This is a genomic window from Ferrimonas balearica, assembly GCF_019802085.1.
Taxonomy (GTDB): Bacteria; Pseudomonadota; Gammaproteobacteria; order Enterobacterales; family Shewanellaceae; genus Ferrimonas; species Ferrimonas balearica_B.
On sequence record NZ_JAHVHV010000001.1, the window covers coordinates 233679 to 249297 of the forward strand.

Here is a 15619-nt window from a genome sequence, read left to right on the forward strand (position 1 = left end):
CTTAATTCAGATCATGCCCCGGGCATTTTGCGCCCCTTAGCCTCAGTCCTGGCCGGTCATCTTGGGTGGGAACTGGCGCGCCAGGGGCACCGGCAGGCCGTGGTCGTCGATGATCATGGCATGGCGGGGGCGCAGCTCGTGGGGCCCCTTGACGCCGCAGGAGTGGGCGATCACCCCCACCTCGTGCATCAGGTTGCGGGCGTACTGGGCCACCCTGTGGCTCTTGTCGGTGACCACCAGTCCCTTTTGCAGCTTGGGGTCGTGGGTGGTGATCCCGGTGGGGCAGCTGTTCTTATTGCACTGCAGCGCCTGGATGCAGCCCAGGGCAAACATGAACCCCCGGGCGGAGGCCACGGCATCGGCCCCCACGCACAGGGCCCAGGCCACGTCCGAGGGGTTGATGAGCTTGCCCGAGACGACCACCCGCACCCGTTCGGCCAGACCGTGCCGCTCCCGCCAGTCAATCAGCAGGGGCAGGCTGCGCCGGATCGGCAGCCCCATAAAATCCATCAGCGACTGGGGGGCCGCGCCGGTGCCGCCATCGGCGGAGTCCAGGGTGATGAAATCCGGGGCGCTGGCCAGACCCCGCGCCTGGATGGCGCTGGCCAGGCTGTCCAGCCACTCGGTGCTGCCCAGCACCGCTTTGAAGCCCACCGGCTTGCCGGTCACCTCGCGGATCCGCTGGATAAGGTCCAGCAGGTCTTCCACCGAGCGGATCTCCGGGTGGCCGTTGGGGCTGATGGAGTCCTGGCCCACCGGGATCCCGCGGATCTGGGCGATCTCCTCGGTCACCTTCTCCCCGGGCAGGATCCCCCCCTTACCGGGCTTGGCCCCCTGGCTGAGCTTGAGTTCAAACATCTTCACCTCGGGGTGCTCGGCCACTGCCTTGAGCCGCTCGTCGCTCAAGCGCCCCTGGGCATCCCGTACCCCGTACTTGGCGGTGCCGATCTGAAACACGATGTCGCCGCCCCCCTCCAGGTGGTAGGGGGAGAGGCCCCCCTCACCGGTATTGAGCCACACCCCCGCTTCGGCCGCCCCCAGGGAGAGGGCCCGCACCGCCGGCACCGACAGGGCGCCAAAGCTCATCCCGGAGACATTGAAAAAGCTGGTGGTGGTGTAGGGCGTGCGGCAGTGCCCCTGGCCGAAGTGGATCGGCTCCGGGGCCACGGCGTCCTCTTTCAGGGTGGGCAGCAGGCAGTTGAGGAAGATGATGTCACCGGGTTGGTTCAGCGGCCGGGTGGAGCCGAAGGCCACGGTGGCGTCCAGGTCCTTGGCGGCTCGGTAGACCCAGCTGCGCTGGGCCCGGTTGAAAGGCATCTCCTCCCGGTCCTGGGCGAAGAAGTACTGGCGGAAAAACTCCCCCATGTGCTCGAACCAATATCGAAAACGCCCCACCACCGGGTAGTTGCGGCGGATCGCCTGGCGGGTCTGGGTGACGTCCCGCACGTAGAGCACCAGCACCAGCAGCATCAGGCTGCCGATCAGAAAGACAAAGAGCGCGGCGCTCAACTCCAGGGCCCGGAAGGCCCAGCTGCTCATGGTGTCCATATCGCCTCCGGCCAGAAACCGCTTAAGCATAGGAGCGGGTCAGGCCGATGACGATTTCACCCTTTGGGCTATCGAGTCATCGCCGGTGTTTATCCCCCGACCAAGGGGGGATTGAGAAATGGCGCCAAAGGCCTTTAATGGAGTGGTCAACTTTTCGCCGGCAACGCCGTACTCGCCGGGAGCCATCGATCTGGTAGGAGCAGTCATCGCTGCCACTGCCATGTCATTTGCCGATGGGATACTGCCAGCGGCTGGCGTCAACGCCCACTCCCAGGGGCTTTGCGCTTTTCAGCCCGCGCACTGCAACCGGTTTTGACGCCGGCGATCACGCCGAAACTTTACGTTGCCGTAAACGTCAAAACTAAAGTAACCTTGCAACAGTCGACTTACATTGGAGAGTGAAAATGGCTAAGGAACAGGCGATCGTCATTGCCGCCGCGACCCGGACCCCCATGGGGGGCTTCCAGGGCAGCCTGAGCACCGTCCCCGCATCGGATCTGGCCGCCACCGCCATCCAGGCCGCCCTGGGCCAGGCGGGCCTGGCCGGCGAACAGGTGGATGAGGTCCTGATGGGCTGCGTCCTGCCCGCCGGTCAGGGCCAGGCCCCGGCCCGACAGGCCACCCTCAAGGCCGGCCTGCCGCTGGCGGTGGGCGCCACCACCGTCAACAAGGTGTGTGGCTCCGGGATGAAAACCACCATGATGGCTCACGACCTCATCAAGGCCGGCAGCGCCGAGGTGGTGCTGGCCGGGGGCATGGAGAGCATGTCACTGGCCCCCTACCTGCTGGACAAGGCCCGCGGCGGTTACCGCATGGGTCACGGCAAGGTGATGGACCACATGTTCCTCGACGGCCTGGAAGACGCCTACACCGGCGGCGCCATGGGCACCTTTGCCCAGGCCACCGCGGACGGCTTTGGCCTGACCCGGGAGCAGATGGACGACTACGCCCTGGAGAGCCTGCGCCGCGCCAACGCCGCCATCGAGTCCGGCGCCTTTGACGCCGAGACCACCCCGGTGACCATCAAGACCCGCAAAGGTGAGGTCACCGTTGCCGTGGATGAGCAGCCGGGCAACGCCCGTCCGGAGAAGATCCCCGCCCTGCGCCCGGCCTTCGCCAAAGACGGCACCATCACCGCCGCCAACTCCAGCTCCATCTCCGATGGCGCCGCGGCCCTGGTGGTCACCTCCGAGTCCTACGCCGAGGCCAATGGCCTGCCGATGCTGGCCCGCATCGTCGGCCACAGCACCCACGCCCAGGAGCCCGGTGAGTTCACCATCGCCCCCATCGGCGCGGTGACCAAGCTGCTCAACGCCCTGGAGTGGACCACCGCCGACGTCGACCTGTGGGAGATCAACGAAGCCTTCGCCATGGTCACCATGCTGGCCATCCAGGAGCTGGGCCTCGATCACGCCAAGGTCAACATCCACGGTGGCGCCTGCGCCCTGGGGCACCCCATCGGCTGCTCCGGTGCCCGGGTGATCGTCACCCTGATCCACGCGCTCAAGGCCCAGGGCCTCAAGCGCGGGGTGGCCACCCTCTGCATCGGTGGCGGCGAAGCCACCGCCCTGGCGGTTGAACTGCCGTAACGCTTAATCTCCGCCGGCCCAATAACAACAACACCGGCCGGCGGATTTTCTATCTGGGAGAAGCACAACATGACGCAACAAGTCCATCATCTGATCGGCGGTGAGTACGTGGCCGGTCAAGGTTCCTCGGTGATCACCGTCACCAACCCCGCCAACAACGGTCCCATCGCTCAGCTCAACTGCGCCACCGAGGCGGAGATCAACCAGGCGGTGGCCGCCGCCAAGGCCGCCCAGCAGCAGTGGAAAGAGGTGGCCGTCTCCGAACGCGCCCGGGTGATGCTGCGCTACCAGCACCTGCTCAAGGAGCACCACAACGAGTTGGCCACCATCCTGGCCAAGGAGACCGGCAAGACCTTCGAAGACGCCAAGGGCGATGTCTGGCGTGGCATCGAGGTGGTGGAGCAGGCGGCCAACATCGCCAGCATGATGATGGGCGAGACCGTGGAAAACGTCGCCCGCGGCATCGACACCTACAGCTACATCCAGCCCCTGGGCGTGTGCGTGGGGATCACCCCGTTCAACTTCCCCGCCATGATCCCCCTGTGGATGTTCCCCATGGCCATCGCCTGCGGCAACGGCTTCGTGCTCAAGCCCTCCGAGCAGGATCCCATGACCCCCATGCGCCTGGCGGAGCTGTTTGAAGAGGCCGGCGCGCCCAAGGGCCTGCTCAACGTGGTGCACGGCACCAAGGACGCCGTGGACCAGCTTCTGACCCACAGCGACATCAAGGCGATCTCCTTCGTCGGCTCCGTGCCCGTGGGCCAATACATCTACAAGACCGGCACCGACAACATGAAGCGGGTGCAAGCCTTCGCCGGCGCCAAGAACCACATGGTTATCATGCCCGATGCGGACAAGCAGACGGTGATCAACCAGCTGGTGGGGGCCTCCGTGGGCGCCGCCGGTCAGCGCTGCATGGCGATCTCCGTGGCGGTGTTTGTCGGCAACACCAAGGAGTGGATCCCCGAGGTGGCCCAGGCCATCGCCGAGGTGCGTCCCGGCCTGTGGGACGACCCGGACGCCGGTTACGGCCCGCTCATCAACCCCGCCGCCAAGGCCCGGGTGCTGGAGCTGATCGAATCCGGCAAAGCCGAGGGCGCCAACTGCCTGGTGGACGGCTCCGACTTCACCGTACCCGGCTTCGAAGAGGGCAACTGGGTGGGCCCCACCGTGTTCTCCGGTGTGACCCCCGAGATGCGCATCTATAAAGAGGAGATCTTCGGCCCGGTGCTCTCCTGCACCGAGGTGGAGACCCTGGCCGACGCCATCGCCCTGGTCAACGCCAACCCCTTCGGCAACGGCACCTCCATCTTCACCAACTCCGGCGCCGCCGCCCGCAAGTACCAGCACGAAATCGAAGTGGGCCAGGTGGGGATCAACATCCCCATCCCGGTGCCGCTGCCGTTCTTCTCCTTTACCGGCTGGAAGAACTCCTTCTACGGCGACCTGCACGCCTACGGCAAGCAGGCGGTGCGTTTCTACACCGAGACCAAGACGGTCACCGCCCGCTGGCCGGAGTCCGGCATTGTCGAGGGTCAGAACCTGACCATCGCCCTGAAGTAAGGAGAGCGGCATGAACTTCAACCTGACCGAAGACCAGCAGGCCTTCATCGACGCCGCGCGCCAGTTCGCCGAGGCGGAGCTGGCCCCCCATGCCGCCGAGTGGGACGAGACCCACCACTTCCCCAAGGAGGTGATCCAGCGGGCCGGTGAGCTGGGCTTCTGCAGCCTCTACACCCCGGAAGAGGCCGGTGGCCTGGGGCTGCCCCGCCTGGACAGCGCGCTGATTTTCGAGGAGCTGGCCAAGGGCTGCACCGCCACCACCGCGATGATCACCATCCACAATATGGCCACCTGGATGGTGGCCAGCTGGGGCACCGAGTCCCTCAAGGAAGCCTGGTGCCCCGAGCTGGTGACCGGCGAGAAACTGGCCTCCTACTGCCTGACCGAGCCCGGTGCCGGCTCCGACGCCGCCAGCCTGCGCACCAAGGCGGTGCGAGAGGGGGACGAGTACGTCATCAACGGCAGCAAGATGTTCATCTCCGGCGCCGGCGCCACCGAGCTTCTGGTGGTGATGTGCCGCACCGGCGAGGAGGGGCCCAAGGGGATCTCCGCCATCGCCGTGCCCGCCGATGCCGAGGGGATCAGCTACGGCAAGGCCGAGGACAAGATGGGCTGGAACGCCCAGCCCACCCGCCTGGTGACCTTCGAGAACGTGCGCGTGCCGGTGGCCAACCTGCTGGGCGACGAGGGCCAGGGCTTTACCTTCGCCATGAAGGGGCTGGACGGCGGCCGCATCAACATCGCCGCCTGCTCCTTGGGCACGGCGCAAGCCGCCCTGGAGCGGGCCCAGCAGTACATGACCGAGCGCAAGCAGTTCGGCAAACCGCTGGCGGCCTTCCAGGCGCTGCAGTTCAAGCTGGCGGACATGGCCACCGAGCTGGTAGCAGCCCGGCAGATGGTGCGCCTGGCGGCGTTCAAGCTGGACAGCAATGACCCGGAGAAAACCGCCTACTGTGCCATGGCCAAGCGCTTTGCCACCGACGTGGGCTTCACCGTCTGCAACGAGGCGCTGCAGATCCACGGCGGCTACGGTTACATCCGGGAGTACCCGCTGGAGCGTCACGTGCGTGACGTGCGGGTGCACCAGATCCTGGAGGGCACCAACGAGATCATGCGTTTGATCGTGGCCCGCCGCCTGCTGGACGAGCACGCCGGCGCCATCCTCTGAGCCCCCGCCCGGGCGCCGAGGCGCCCGGGCCACATCAACAGGAATTCACCGAGATGGATTTTTTGAAACTGGAGACGCGGGGCCACACCGCGCTGGTGACCATCAGCAACCCCCCCGCCAACACCTGGACCGAGCAGAGCCTGGGCGAACTGCACAGCCTGGTGGCGGAGCTTAACGCCAACCGCGACATCTACGCGCTGGTGATCACCGGTGAGGGGGAGAAGTTCTTCTCCGCCGGCGCCGATCTCAAACTCTTTGCCGACGGCGACAAGGCGGTGGCGGTGACCATGGCCCGCCGTTTCGGCCAGGCCTTCGAGGCTCTCTCCGGCTTCCGCGGTGTCTCCATCGCCGCCATCAACGGCTACGCCATGGGCGGCGGCCTGGAGGTGGCGCTGGCCTGTGACATCCGCCTGGCGGAATCCCAGGCGCAAATGGCCCTGCCGGAAGCCACCGTGGGGCTGCTGCCCTGCGCCGGCGGCACCCAGAACATCACCGCGCTGGTGGGGGAGGGCTGGGCCAAGCGGATGATCCTCTGCGGCGAGCGCATCGGCGCCGAGCAGGCGCTGCGCATCGGCCTGGTGGAAGAGGTGGTGGAGCCCGGCAGCGTGGTGGACCACGCCCTGGCTCTGGCCGAGAAGGTGGGCAAACAGAGCCCGGTGGCGGTCAGCGCCTGCAAGACCCTGATCCAATCCGGCCGCACCATGCCCCGCAGCCAGGCCCTGGGTCTGGAGCGGGAGCTGTTTGTCGACCTGTTCGACAGCGAAGATCAAACCGAAGGGGTGCAGGCGTTTCTGGACAAGCGCCCCGCCCAATGGAAGAACCGATGATGACGGCCCCCGTACTCTTTACCACGCGCCCGACCGACAACGGCCGCCAGATTGGGGTGGCCACCCTCAACAGCGAAAAGTCCCTGAACGCGCTGTCGCTGGAGATGGTGGACCAGCTCCACGCCCAGCTGCTTCAGTGGCAGGCGGACGAGCAGATCGCCTGCGTCTGGCTGCAGGGGGCCGGGGAGAAGGCGTTTTGTGCCGGTGGCGACATCCGCGCCATGCACCAGGCCGCCTCCGAGCGCCCCGGTGAGCGCACCCCCGAGGTGGAGGCCTTCTTCACCCGGGAGTACCGGCTGGATCATCTGATCCATCGCTTCGGCAAGCCCATCGTCCTGTGGGGCAGCGGCATCGTCATGGGCGGCGGCCTGGGCCTGATGGCCGGTGCCAGCCACCGTCTGGTGACCGAAACCTCCCGGGTGGCGATGCCGGAGATCACCATCGGTCTCTACCCGGACGTGGGCGGCACCTGGTTCTTGAACCGCATGCCCGGCCACTGCGGCCGCTTCCTGGGGCTGACCGGCTACAGCATGAACGGCGCCGACGTGCGCTACGTGGGCCTGGCGGATCACCTTGTGGCCAGCGAGCGGCGCGACAGCCTGCTGACCGCCCTGACCACCTTAAGCTGGCACGAGGATCCCCGGGCCAACCACGATCTGCTCAGCGGGTATTTGCGGGGCATCGAGGAGCAGGACCTGCCGGCCATGCCCCACAGCACCCTGCACGAGGCCCAGGGGCAGATCGACGAGCTGATGGCCGGCAGCAGTTTAGCGCTCATCGCCGAGCGGATCGCCGCGCTGAACAGCGAGGAGAAGTGGCTGGTGCGGGCCCGCAAGAGCTTTTTGGCTGGCAGCCCCATCACCGCGCACCTGGTCTGGCACCAGCTGACCCAGTGTGCCGAACTCTCCCTGGAGCAGGTGTTCCAGCAGGAGCTCATCTGGTCGGTGCGCTGCGCCGAGCTGGGGGACTTCGTGGAGGGGGTGCGCGCCCTGTTGATTGACAAGGATGGGCAACCTCAGTGGCGCTGCGCCGACATCGCGTCGGTGCCGGAGCGACTGATGGCCCAGATGTTCACCAGCCCCTGGGAGGAGCACCCCCTGGCTGACCTCACGGAGACCCAATCATGAGCACTATCGCATTCATTGGCCTAGGCAACATGGGGGGCCCCATGGCCCGCAACCTGGTCAAGGCCGGCCGCACCGTGCGGGTGTACGACCTCAACGAGCAGGCGGTCCACGAGCTGGCCGAAGCTGGCGCCTTTGCCTGCCACAGCGTCTGTGGTGCCGTGGCCGGAGCCGACGTGGTGATCACCATGCTGCCGGCGGGCCAGCACGTGCGCAGCCTCTACCTGGGGGATGAGGGGATCATCGCCACCGTGGCGGCGGACACCCTGCTGATCGACTGCTCCACCATCGACGCGGCCAGCGCCACCGTGGTGGCCGAGGCGGCCTCCGCCAAGGGACTGGAGTTTGTCGACGCACCGGTCTCCGGCGGCACCGCCGGGGCCGCGGCGGGCACCCTGACCTTTATCTGTGGCGGCTCCGACGCCGGCTTCGCCGCCGCCGAGCCGGTGCTGGCCCAGATGGGCGCCAACATCTTCCACGCCGGGGGCCATGGCGCCGGCCAGGTGGCCAAGATCTGCAACAACATGCTGCTGTCGGTACTGATGGTGGGCACCAGCGAAGCGCTGCAGCTGGGCCGTCATCACGGCCTGGATCCCAAGGTGCTGTCGGAGATCATGAAGGTCAGCTCCGGTGGCAACTGGACGCTGGAGAAGTACAACCCCTGTCCCGGGGTGATGGAGGCCGCGCCGGCCAGCAACGGCTACCAGGGCGGCTTTATGGTGGACCTGATGGCCAAGGATCTGGGCCTGGCGATGGAAACCGCCAGCCAGAGCCGCAGTGCCACCCCCATGGGGGCCCTGGCCACCAGCCTCTACCGGATGCACGCCGCCGCCGGCAACGGCAAGCGCGACTTCTCCAGCATCTTCGAACAGTTTGACAAGGACGCCTGAGGACAGGCGAGGACGACAATATGGATTTGAACAACAAGATCGTCGCCATCACCGGCGGGGCCCGTGGCCTCGGCCTGGCGATGGCCCAACGACTGGGGCGGCAGGGCGCCCGTCTGGCGCTGCTGGACATCAACGGCGAACAGCTGGAAACCGCGGTGGCCACCCTGGCTGCCGACGGCATCGAGGCTCGCTGCTACGCCCTGGACATCACCCAGGAGGCCCAGGTGGAGGGCGCCTTCGACGCCATCCGCCGGGACTTTGGTGCCCTGAACGTGCTGGTGAACAACGCCGGCTTGCTGCGTGACGGCATGCTGGTCAAAGCCAAAGAGGGCAAGATCAGCGACAAAATGTCCCTGGCCCAGTTCCAGTCGGTGATCGACGTTAACCTTACCGGTACCTTCCTGTGCGGCCGGGAAGCGGCGGCGCTGATGATCGAGTCCGCCAGTCCCGGGGTGATCATCAACATCTCTTCGCTTGCCCGCGCCGGCAACATGGGCCAGACCAATTACGCCGCCTCCAAAGCGGGGGTGGTGGCCATGACCGTCTCCTGGGCCAAGGAGCTGGCCCGCCACGGGATCCGCACCGGCGCCGTGGCCCCGGGGGTGATCGCTACCGACATGACCGCCGCCATGAAGCCCGAGGCGCTGGAGCGCCTGGAGAAGATGGTGCCCGTCGGTCGACTGGGTCAACCGGACGAGGTGGCCCAGGCGGTGGAGTTCATCCTGGCTAACGACTACTTCAGTGGTCGGGTGGTGGAGGTGGACGGCGGCATCCGCCTCTAAGCTGTCATTAACCCCGCTCATAAGGCCGGCGCATTGCGCCGGCCTTTTTTGTTTCCAAATAATTGAAAAGGTTTCATTTGCTGTGGTGATGTTGGTTCGCGAGCCCAAAGATCACTAGTAGGAAAAAAAGATCAAAAAAACGTTAAAGCTTCGTTTGGAGGTGGCGATAAACAGGTTGAGTGTTTGAAATGGCCACCACCTGTCAGGGAAGGCCGATTGATAAAGAGGACATCAGCCATGGCTGTTACCGTAAATACCAACGTCACTTCCATGACGGCTCAACGCAACTTGAACACCTCCAACAGCAACCTGCAGCAGTCCATGGAGCGTCTGTCTTCCGGTCTGCGCATCAACTCCGCTAAGGACGATGCCGCTGGCCTGCAGATCTCCAACCGACTGACCTCCCAGGTTCGCGGCCTGGACGTAGCGATGCGCAACGCCAACGACGGCATCTCCATCGCCCAGACCGCCGAAGGCGCCATGCAGGAGTCCACCAACATCCTGCAACGGATGCGTGACCTGTCCCTGCAGTCCGCCAACGGCTCCAACTCCGCCGACGACCGCGCGGCCATGCAGAAAGAGATCACCGCTCTGCAGACCGAGCTGACCCGTATCGCCGAAACCACCTCCTTCGGTGGCCAGAGCCTGCTGGACGGCAGCTACGGCAGCCAGAGCTTCCAGGTGGGTTCCAACGCCAACGAAACCATCGGCATCAGCCTGGGTGACGTCTCCGCCAACGCCATCGGCGCCAACACCATCTCCGGTGCCGGTACCGTGTTCGGCACCACCACCGCCACCGGTGGCTTTGCCGGCGTCTCCGCCAACGGCAACCTGATCGTCAACGGCTCCAACAGCAAGGCCGACATCAGCCTGACCGCCGGTGACACCGCCACCACCGTGGCCGACGCCATCAACGCCGCCGGTACCGGTGTGACCGCTGAAGCTTCCGTCAGCACCACCATCGCCAACCTGACCGCCGATTCCGACGCCACCCTGACCGTGGGCAGCGACACCTTCAGCCTGGCCGACTACGCCGGCTCCACCAAGTACCTGGCGGAAGACCTGGCCAAGGCTGGCTACGACGCCACCTACGACAGCGCCACTGATACCATCACCCTGAACGCCTCCGACGTGGACGGTGTGGGCGTGAGCGGCGGTACCGCCGGTTCCGTTGACTTCGCCGGTGCAACCGTCGCCGGTGGTGCCGACTCCGAGGTGAACGCCAGCATCACTCTGACCTCCGGTGAGTCCTTCACCCTGGGTGGGACCCTGCAGGGCGAGATCACCAGTGGCGCCGCTTCCACCCTGGATGACGTGGCTTCCGTCGACATCTCCAGCGCCTCCGGTGCCCAGGACGCCATCGCCGTGATTGACGCCGCCATCGCCGGCATCGATTCCCAGCGTGCCGACCTGGGTGCGGTTCAGAACCGTCTGAGCCACACCATCAACAACCTGGGCAACATCCAGACCAACGTGGCCGACGCCCGCAGCCGGATTCAGGACGTGGACTTCGCCAAGGAGACCGCCGAGATGACCAAGCAGCAGGTGCTGCAGCAGTCCGGCTCCGCCATGTTGGCCCAGGCCAACCAGATCCCGCAGCTGGCTCTGTCCCTGCTGTAATCTGGACTCGGGCCGGCCCGGTACCGGCCCAACATCTCAGACGGATCTCGCCGCTTTCCCTTACAGCTGGCCGCGTTATCTGGACGAGTCCCGACCCCGAGTCGGGCCCCAACGGGAGACCTCAGGTCTCCCGTTTTTCTTGGTTAACAAAAAGATAATGAGGTGAGTTCTTTGGGGTTTGGGTTGGGGTGGCGTTTGTGTCGTGTAAATGATGGGTAAAACATTGGAAATTTAAGGCTTTTTTTCTCAAGGCCAATATTTGGGCGCCGAAACAGCGGGTGTAAGGGAAAGCGGTGCCACAAGGCACTGGTAAGTCAGTGACTTACATCGTTGTATCTGTACTGAGGAAGCAAGCCCATGGCTGTAACAGTAAACACCAACGTCACTTCGATGACGGCCCAGCGCAACCTGAACTCGTCCAACTCTTCGTTGCAAACCTCCATGGAGCGCCTCTCCTCCGGTTTGCGCATCAACTCCGCCAAGGATGACGCGGCCGGTCTGCAGATCTCCAACCGCCTGACCTCCCAGGTTCGCGGCCTGGACGTGGCGATGCGCAACGCCAACGACGGCATCTCCATCGCCCAGACCGCCGAAGGCGCCATGCAGGAGTCCACCAACATCCTGCAGCGGATGCGTGACCTGTCCCTGCAATCCGCCAACGCCTCCAACTCCACCGAAGACCGCGCTGCGATCCAAAAAGAGATCACCGCGCTGCAGGATGAGCTGACCCGGATCGCCGACACCACCTCCTTCGGCAGCCAGAAGCTGCTGGACGGCTCCTACGGCACCCAGTCCTTCCAGGTGGGCGCCAACGCCAACGAGACCATCTCCATCAGCCTGGGTGACGTGTCCGCCAACGCCATCGGTAACAACACCATCACCGGTGCCGGTTCCGTCTTCGGGGTGAACACCGCGAACGACGCCGCCTACGCCACCGGTGCCACCGCCGGTGACATCACCATCAGCGGTCCCCTGGGCAGCGGCACGGTTGGCATCACCGCCACCGACACCGTTACCGACATCATGAGCAAGATCAACGGTGCCAACACCGGTGTGACCGCCGAGACTTCGGTGACCACCACCATCGGGGCCCTGAGCGCCACCGATACCGGCACCCTGACCATCGGCAACGACACCTTCGATCTGGCCAAGTACGGCGGCGACATGGCCAAACTGGCTGCCGACATCGGCTCCGCCGGCCACGACGCCACCTACAATGCCGACAATGGCGAGATCACCCTGACCGCCAAGAACGTCAACGGTGTGGACATCCAGGGCGGCGGCGCCGGCAACACCGTTGAGCTGAACGGTTGGGTTGCCGACGACACCAACGATCAGTTCATCAACGCCGAACTGAGCCTGAAGTCCAGCAGCAGCTTCACCGTAGTGGGCGACGGCACCACTGATGTGGCCGAGTTCCTGGGCGCCTCCGCCTCCAGCCTGAACAGCGTCTCCACCATCGACGTGACCACCGCCGCCGGTGCTCAGGCCGCGGTGGATGTGATTGACGCCGCCATCGCCGGCATCGACGCCAACCGGGCGGACCTGGGTGCGGCCCAGAACCGTCTGAGCCACACCATCAACAACCTGGGCAACATCCAGGTGAACGTGGCCGACGCGCGCAGCCGAATTCAGGACGTGGACTTCGCCAAGGAGACCGCTGAGCTCACCAAGCAGCAGGTGCTGCAGCAGTCCGGCTCCGCCATGCTGGCCCAGGCCAACCAGATCCCGCAGCTGGCCCTGTCTCTGCTGTAAAGTCTCTGGTCTTTCGGTCGATAACAACGGTAGGGGAATCCCCTACCGTTTTTTTATCCCGTCGGCCCAGGGGGGCTTCGGCGGGATCCGTTCGGCCGGTACAGGAAGTCCGCCCTCATACAAGGAGTCCACGCCATGACGGTTATCGACACGTCACTGCTTTCTGGTACGAATCCTGCAAAAAGCCCTGGGGCTGCAGGCACCGCCACCTCCACGCCCCAGGCCCCGACCGGGGGCACCAAGGCGGTGGCCCCGGCCACCCCGGGCAGCGTCAGCCAAAGCGCGGCCACCCGCGGCGAAGGTGATGCGGCGCTGGAACGCGACCAGCTGGCCCGCATTGCCGAGGAGCTGGAGCACTTCCTGGGGGGCGCCCAACGGGGGCTCTCCTTCCACGTGGACGAGGCCACCGGCCGGGACGTGGTGGTGGTCAAAGACATCAAGAACGACCAGGTGATCCGGCAAATTCCTGCCGAAGAGGTGCTGGAACTTGCCGCCCGCCTGTCGGATCTGACCGGATTGTTGGTGAAAACCGAGGCGTAACCGCCTGAGGATGGAAATATGGGCTTAACCGCCGCCGGCATTGGCTCCGGACTGGACATCAATGGCATCGTCACCGCCCTGGTGGACGCCAGCTTTGTGCCCCGCCAGGTCACCCTGGATCAGCGCGAGGCCAAGGTACAGACCGAGATCTCCGCCATCGGGGCCCTGAAGTCCGCCATGAGCGACTTCCAGGACAAGCTGGAGAACCTGCAGAAGCTGGACAGCTTCGACAAGCGCAAGGCCAGCACCAACATCAGCGATTACCTCACCGCGGAGGCGGACAGCACCGCCACCGCCGGCAGCTACAACGTGGTGGTCAAAACCCTGGCGGAGAGCCACAAGGTGGGCTCGGCGGCGGTGGCCGACGCCAACACCCCGGTGGGGGAGGGGCAGCTGACCATCGCCGCGGGCATTGACGAAAACGGCGATCCGGTCGACTTCACCCTGGACGTGGAGGCGGACGACACCCTGGCGGACATCGCCGCCAAGATCAACAGCGCCGAGGACAACCCCGGGGTCACCGCCACCATCATTACCGGCGACAACGGTCCCCGCCTGGTGATGACCGCCGACAAGACCGGCACCAACAACCAGATCACCGTCACCGCCACCGACACCAATGGCACCGGCCTGAGCGACACCTTCGGCAACATGGAGGAGCTGGTGGCCGCGGCCAACGCCACCCTCACCATCGATGGCATGGACGTCACCTCCCAGTCCAACGAGGTGAGCAGTGCCATCCAGGGGGTGACCCTCAGCCTCAAGGACGCCGACGTGGGCAAGACCACCAAGGTGACCATCGAGCAGGACACCGGGGCCGCCACCGCGGCGGTGAAGGGGTTTGTCGAGGCCTACAACGCCCTGCAGGAGGTGGTGACCAACCTCTCCAAATACGACGCCGAGACGGAAACCGCCGGCCCGCTGCAGGGAGACAGCCTGCCCCGCTCCATCTCCAGTCAGCTGCGCAACGTGATGACCGCCAGCTACGACATCGGCAATGGCGAGACCGCCTCCCTGGCCCAGTTTGGCGTCAGCTTCGACCGCTACGGTGCCCTTCAGGTGGACGACGATCGCCTCAAGGAGGCGGTGGAAAACGACATGGCGGGCCTGGCTCAGCTGTTCGCCAAGGAGGACGAGGGCCTGGCCTTCGCCCTGGATAACGCCGTCGACATCTACACCCAGACCGGGGGCCTGCTGTCGAGCCGGGACGACACCCTGCAAAGCCAGCTTAAGCGCATCGAGTCCGACCGCGAGCAGCTCAACCTGCAGATGGCGTCCTACGAGGCGCGGTTGTACAAGCAGTTCAACGCCATGGATTCGGTGGTCTATCAACTCAATGCCCAGGGGGCGATGCTGAGCGAGCGTCTCAACAGCCTGCCGGGCCTGGTACCCAATAACCGATGAAAGACATTGAACAGCGGCTCGAACAGCTCAGCGGCGACATCGATCAGTGCCTCAAGGCCCTGGACAGCGCGGACGACGACGATCGCGATCGCCTGCTTGAGCAGCTGCAAACCCAGGTGGCCGAGCGCAAGGCCACCCTGGCCGAGGCCCTGGCCACCGAGCGGGGGCAAGATCCCCAGTGGCTGCAGTTTCAGCTCAAACTGACCCTGGCCCTGTCGGCCCGGGCCAACGAACAACTGGCGGCCCAGCGCGTGCGCCTGGGCGGCTACCGAAAGGGCCGAAAACAGGTCCAGACCTACCAGCAAATTGAATCAGGAAGAGGCTAATGCGAGGTTCACTCAAGGCGTACAACAAGGTCAACATCTCCAGCCAGGCCGCCGAGGCCAGCCCTCACCGGGTGGTGCAGATGTTGCTGGCGGGCAGCATTGAGAAGCTGCTGCAGGCCAACCTGGCCATCGAGCAGGGCGAGGTGGCCAAGAAGGGCGAGCTGATCAGCCGCACCATGGAGATCATCGCCCACCTGCAGGCGGCCCTGGATTTCGACCAGGGCGGGGAGATCGCCCAGAACCTGTCCGCCATGTACGACTACATGGTGCGTCGACTGGGGGACGCCAGCCGGGATAATGACACCGCCGCGCTGCTGGAGGTGGTGGATCTGCTTAAGACGCTGAAATCCGGTTGGGATGCCATCCCGGCGGAGCAGCATCATCTGAAGCAGCCGGCATAAAGGTTTTAGGAAACAGCTGGTTAGATGAGCGGCGCCGCCGCTCATCTGACTGGCAGACTTCAGAAGCGTCGAATTTCCGTCG

The 15619-nt window shown here is 65.3% G+C and carries 14 protein-coding genes; 13 read left to right on the forward strand and 1 reads right to left on the reverse strand.

What is annotated here, in order from left to right; translation table 11 throughout:
• Positions 1 to 42 precede the first annotated feature (42 nt).
• Entirely contained in the window at positions 43 to 1539 is a 1497-nt protein-coding gene (locus tag KUV81_RS01130; protein WP_222543321.1) for an FMN-binding glutamate synthase family protein, read from the reverse strand.
• 413 nt (positions 1540 to 1952) lie between these two features.
• On the opposite strand from KUV81_RS01130, the gene KUV81_RS01135 reads away from it, so the two are divergent.
• The 13 genes from KUV81_RS01135 to fliS all read left to right on the forward strand — a co-directional run bounded on the left by KUV81_RS01135 (position 1953) and on the right by fliS (position 15537).
• Complete coding sequence (locus KUV81_RS01135; protein WP_222542004.1) at positions 1953 to 3137, forward strand: thiolase family protein; 1185 nt, start codon at positions 1953 to 1955, stop codon at positions 3135 to 3137.
• 69 nt (positions 3138 to 3206) lie between these two features.
• Entirely contained in the window at positions 3207 to 4700 is a 1494-nt protein-coding gene (locus tag KUV81_RS01140) for a CoA-acylating methylmalonate-semialdehyde dehydrogenase (RefSeq protein WP_222542005.1), read from the forward strand.
• A gap of 10 nt (positions 4701 to 4710) precedes the next feature.
• Entirely contained in the window at positions 4711 to 5868 is a 1158-nt protein-coding gene (locus tag KUV81_RS01145) for an acyl-CoA dehydrogenase family protein (protein ID WP_222542006.1), read from the forward strand.
• A gap of 53 nt (positions 5869 to 5921) precedes the next feature.
• Positions 5922 to 6695 (forward strand): enoyl-CoA hydratase, encoded by a 774-nt coding sequence (locus KUV81_RS01150; protein ID WP_222542007.1) that lies wholly within the window; start codon positions 5922 to 5924, stop codon positions 6693 to 6695.
• On the forward strand, positions 6695 to 7822 hold the full coding sequence (locus tag KUV81_RS01155; protein ID WP_222543322.1) for an enoyl-CoA hydratase/isomerase family protein: 1128 nt from the start codon (positions 6695 to 6697) through the stop codon (positions 7820 to 7822). The genes KUV81_RS01150 and KUV81_RS01155 overlap by 1 nt, the downstream gene beginning before the upstream one ends.
• On the forward strand, positions 7819 to 8709 hold the full coding sequence (gene mmsB, locus KUV81_RS01160; protein ID WP_222542008.1) for a 3-hydroxyisobutyrate dehydrogenase: 891 nt from the start codon (positions 7819 to 7821) through the stop codon (positions 8707 to 8709). Before KUV81_RS01155 ends, mmsB begins: the two co-directional genes overlap by 4 nt.
• Before the next feature lie 20 nt (positions 8710 to 8729).
• Entirely contained in the window at positions 8730 to 9491 is a 762-nt protein-coding gene (locus KUV81_RS01165; RefSeq protein WP_222542009.1) for an SDR family oxidoreductase, read from the forward strand.
• Positions 9492 to 9728: 237 nt separating this feature from the next.
• Positions 9729 to 11111, forward strand: coding sequence for a flagellin (locus KUV81_RS01170; RefSeq protein ID WP_222542010.1), 1383 nt, complete (start codon positions 9729 to 9731; stop codon positions 11109 to 11111).
• A 357-nt stretch (positions 11112 to 11468) separates the two neighbouring features.
• Positions 11469 to 12866: a flagellin gene (locus KUV81_RS19815; RefSeq protein WP_222542011.1), complete on the forward strand. Its 1398-nt coding sequence runs from the start codon at positions 11469 to 11471 to the stop codon at positions 12864 to 12866.
• Positions 12867 to 13001: 135 nt separating this feature from the next.
• Entirely contained in the window at positions 13002 to 13406 is a 405-nt protein-coding gene (locus KUV81_RS01180; protein WP_222542012.1) for a flagellar protein FlaG, read from the forward strand.
• 18 nt (positions 13407 to 13424) lie between these two features.
• Complete coding sequence (gene fliD, locus KUV81_RS01185; protein WP_222542013.1) at positions 13425 to 14810, forward strand: flagellar filament capping protein FliD; 1386 nt, start codon at positions 13425 to 13427, stop codon at positions 14808 to 14810.
• Entirely contained in the window at positions 14807 to 15136 is a 330-nt protein-coding gene (locus KUV81_RS01190) for a hypothetical protein (RefSeq protein ID WP_222542014.1), read from the forward strand. The genes fliD and KUV81_RS01190 overlap by 4 nt, the downstream gene beginning before the upstream one ends.
• On the forward strand, positions 15136 to 15537 hold the full coding sequence (gene fliS, locus KUV81_RS01195) for a flagellar export chaperone FliS (RefSeq protein ID WP_222542015.1): 402 nt from the start codon (positions 15136 to 15138) through the stop codon (positions 15535 to 15537). Before KUV81_RS01190 ends, fliS begins: the two co-directional genes overlap by 1 nt.
• Positions 15538 to 15619: the final 82 nt, after the last annotated feature.

What these genes read in the sequence shown, in the direction of transcription:
- KUV81_RS01190 (WP_222542014.1), top strand. Translation starts at nt 14,807, where the DNA reads ATGAAAGACATTGAACAGCGGCTCGAACAGCTCAGCGGCGACATCGAT.
- KUV81_RS01145 (WP_222542006.1), top strand. Translation starts at nt 4,711, where the DNA reads ATGAACTTCAACCTGACCGAAGACCAGCAGGCCTTCATCGACGCCGCG.
- fliS (WP_222542015.1), top strand. Translation starts at nt 15,136, where the DNA reads ATGCGAGGTTCACTCAAGGCGTACAACAAGGTCAACATCTCCAGCCAG.
- KUV81_RS01130 (WP_222543321.1), bottom strand. Translation starts at nt 1,539, where the DNA reads ATGAGCAGCTGGGCCTTCCGGGCCCTGGAGTTGAGCGCCGCGCTCTTT.
- KUV81_RS01140 (WP_222542005.1), top strand. Translation starts at nt 3,207, where the DNA reads ATGACGCAACAAGTCCATCATCTGATCGGCGGTGAGTACGTGGCCGGT.
- KUV81_RS01180 (WP_222542012.1), top strand. Translation starts at nt 13,002, where the DNA reads ATGACGGTTATCGACACGTCACTGCTTTCTGGTACGAATCCTGCAAAA.
- KUV81_RS01155 (WP_222543322.1), top strand. Translation starts at nt 6,695, where the DNA reads ATGACGGCCCCCGTACTCTTTACCACGCGCCCGACCGACAACGGCCGC.
- mmsB (WP_222542008.1), top strand. Translation starts at nt 7,819, where the DNA reads ATGAGCACTATCGCATTCATTGGCCTAGGCAACATGGGGGGCCCCATG.
- KUV81_RS01170 (WP_222542010.1), top strand. Translation starts at nt 9,729, where the DNA reads ATGGCTGTTACCGTAAATACCAACGTCACTTCCATGACGGCTCAACGC.
- KUV81_RS01165 (WP_222542009.1), top strand. Translation starts at nt 8,730, where the DNA reads ATGGATTTGAACAACAAGATCGTCGCCATCACCGGCGGGGCCCGTGGC.
- KUV81_RS19815 (WP_222542011.1), top strand. Translation starts at nt 11,469, where the DNA reads ATGGCTGTAACAGTAAACACCAACGTCACTTCGATGACGGCCCAGCGC.
- KUV81_RS01135 (WP_222542004.1), top strand. Translation starts at nt 1,953, where the DNA reads ATGGCTAAGGAACAGGCGATCGTCATTGCCGCCGCGACCCGGACCCCC.
- fliD (WP_222542013.1), top strand. Translation starts at nt 13,425, where the DNA reads ATGGGCTTAACCGCCGCCGGCATTGGCTCCGGACTGGACATCAATGGC.
- KUV81_RS01150 (WP_222542007.1), top strand. Translation starts at nt 5,922, where the DNA reads ATGGATTTTTTGAAACTGGAGACGCGGGGCCACACCGCGCTGGTGACC.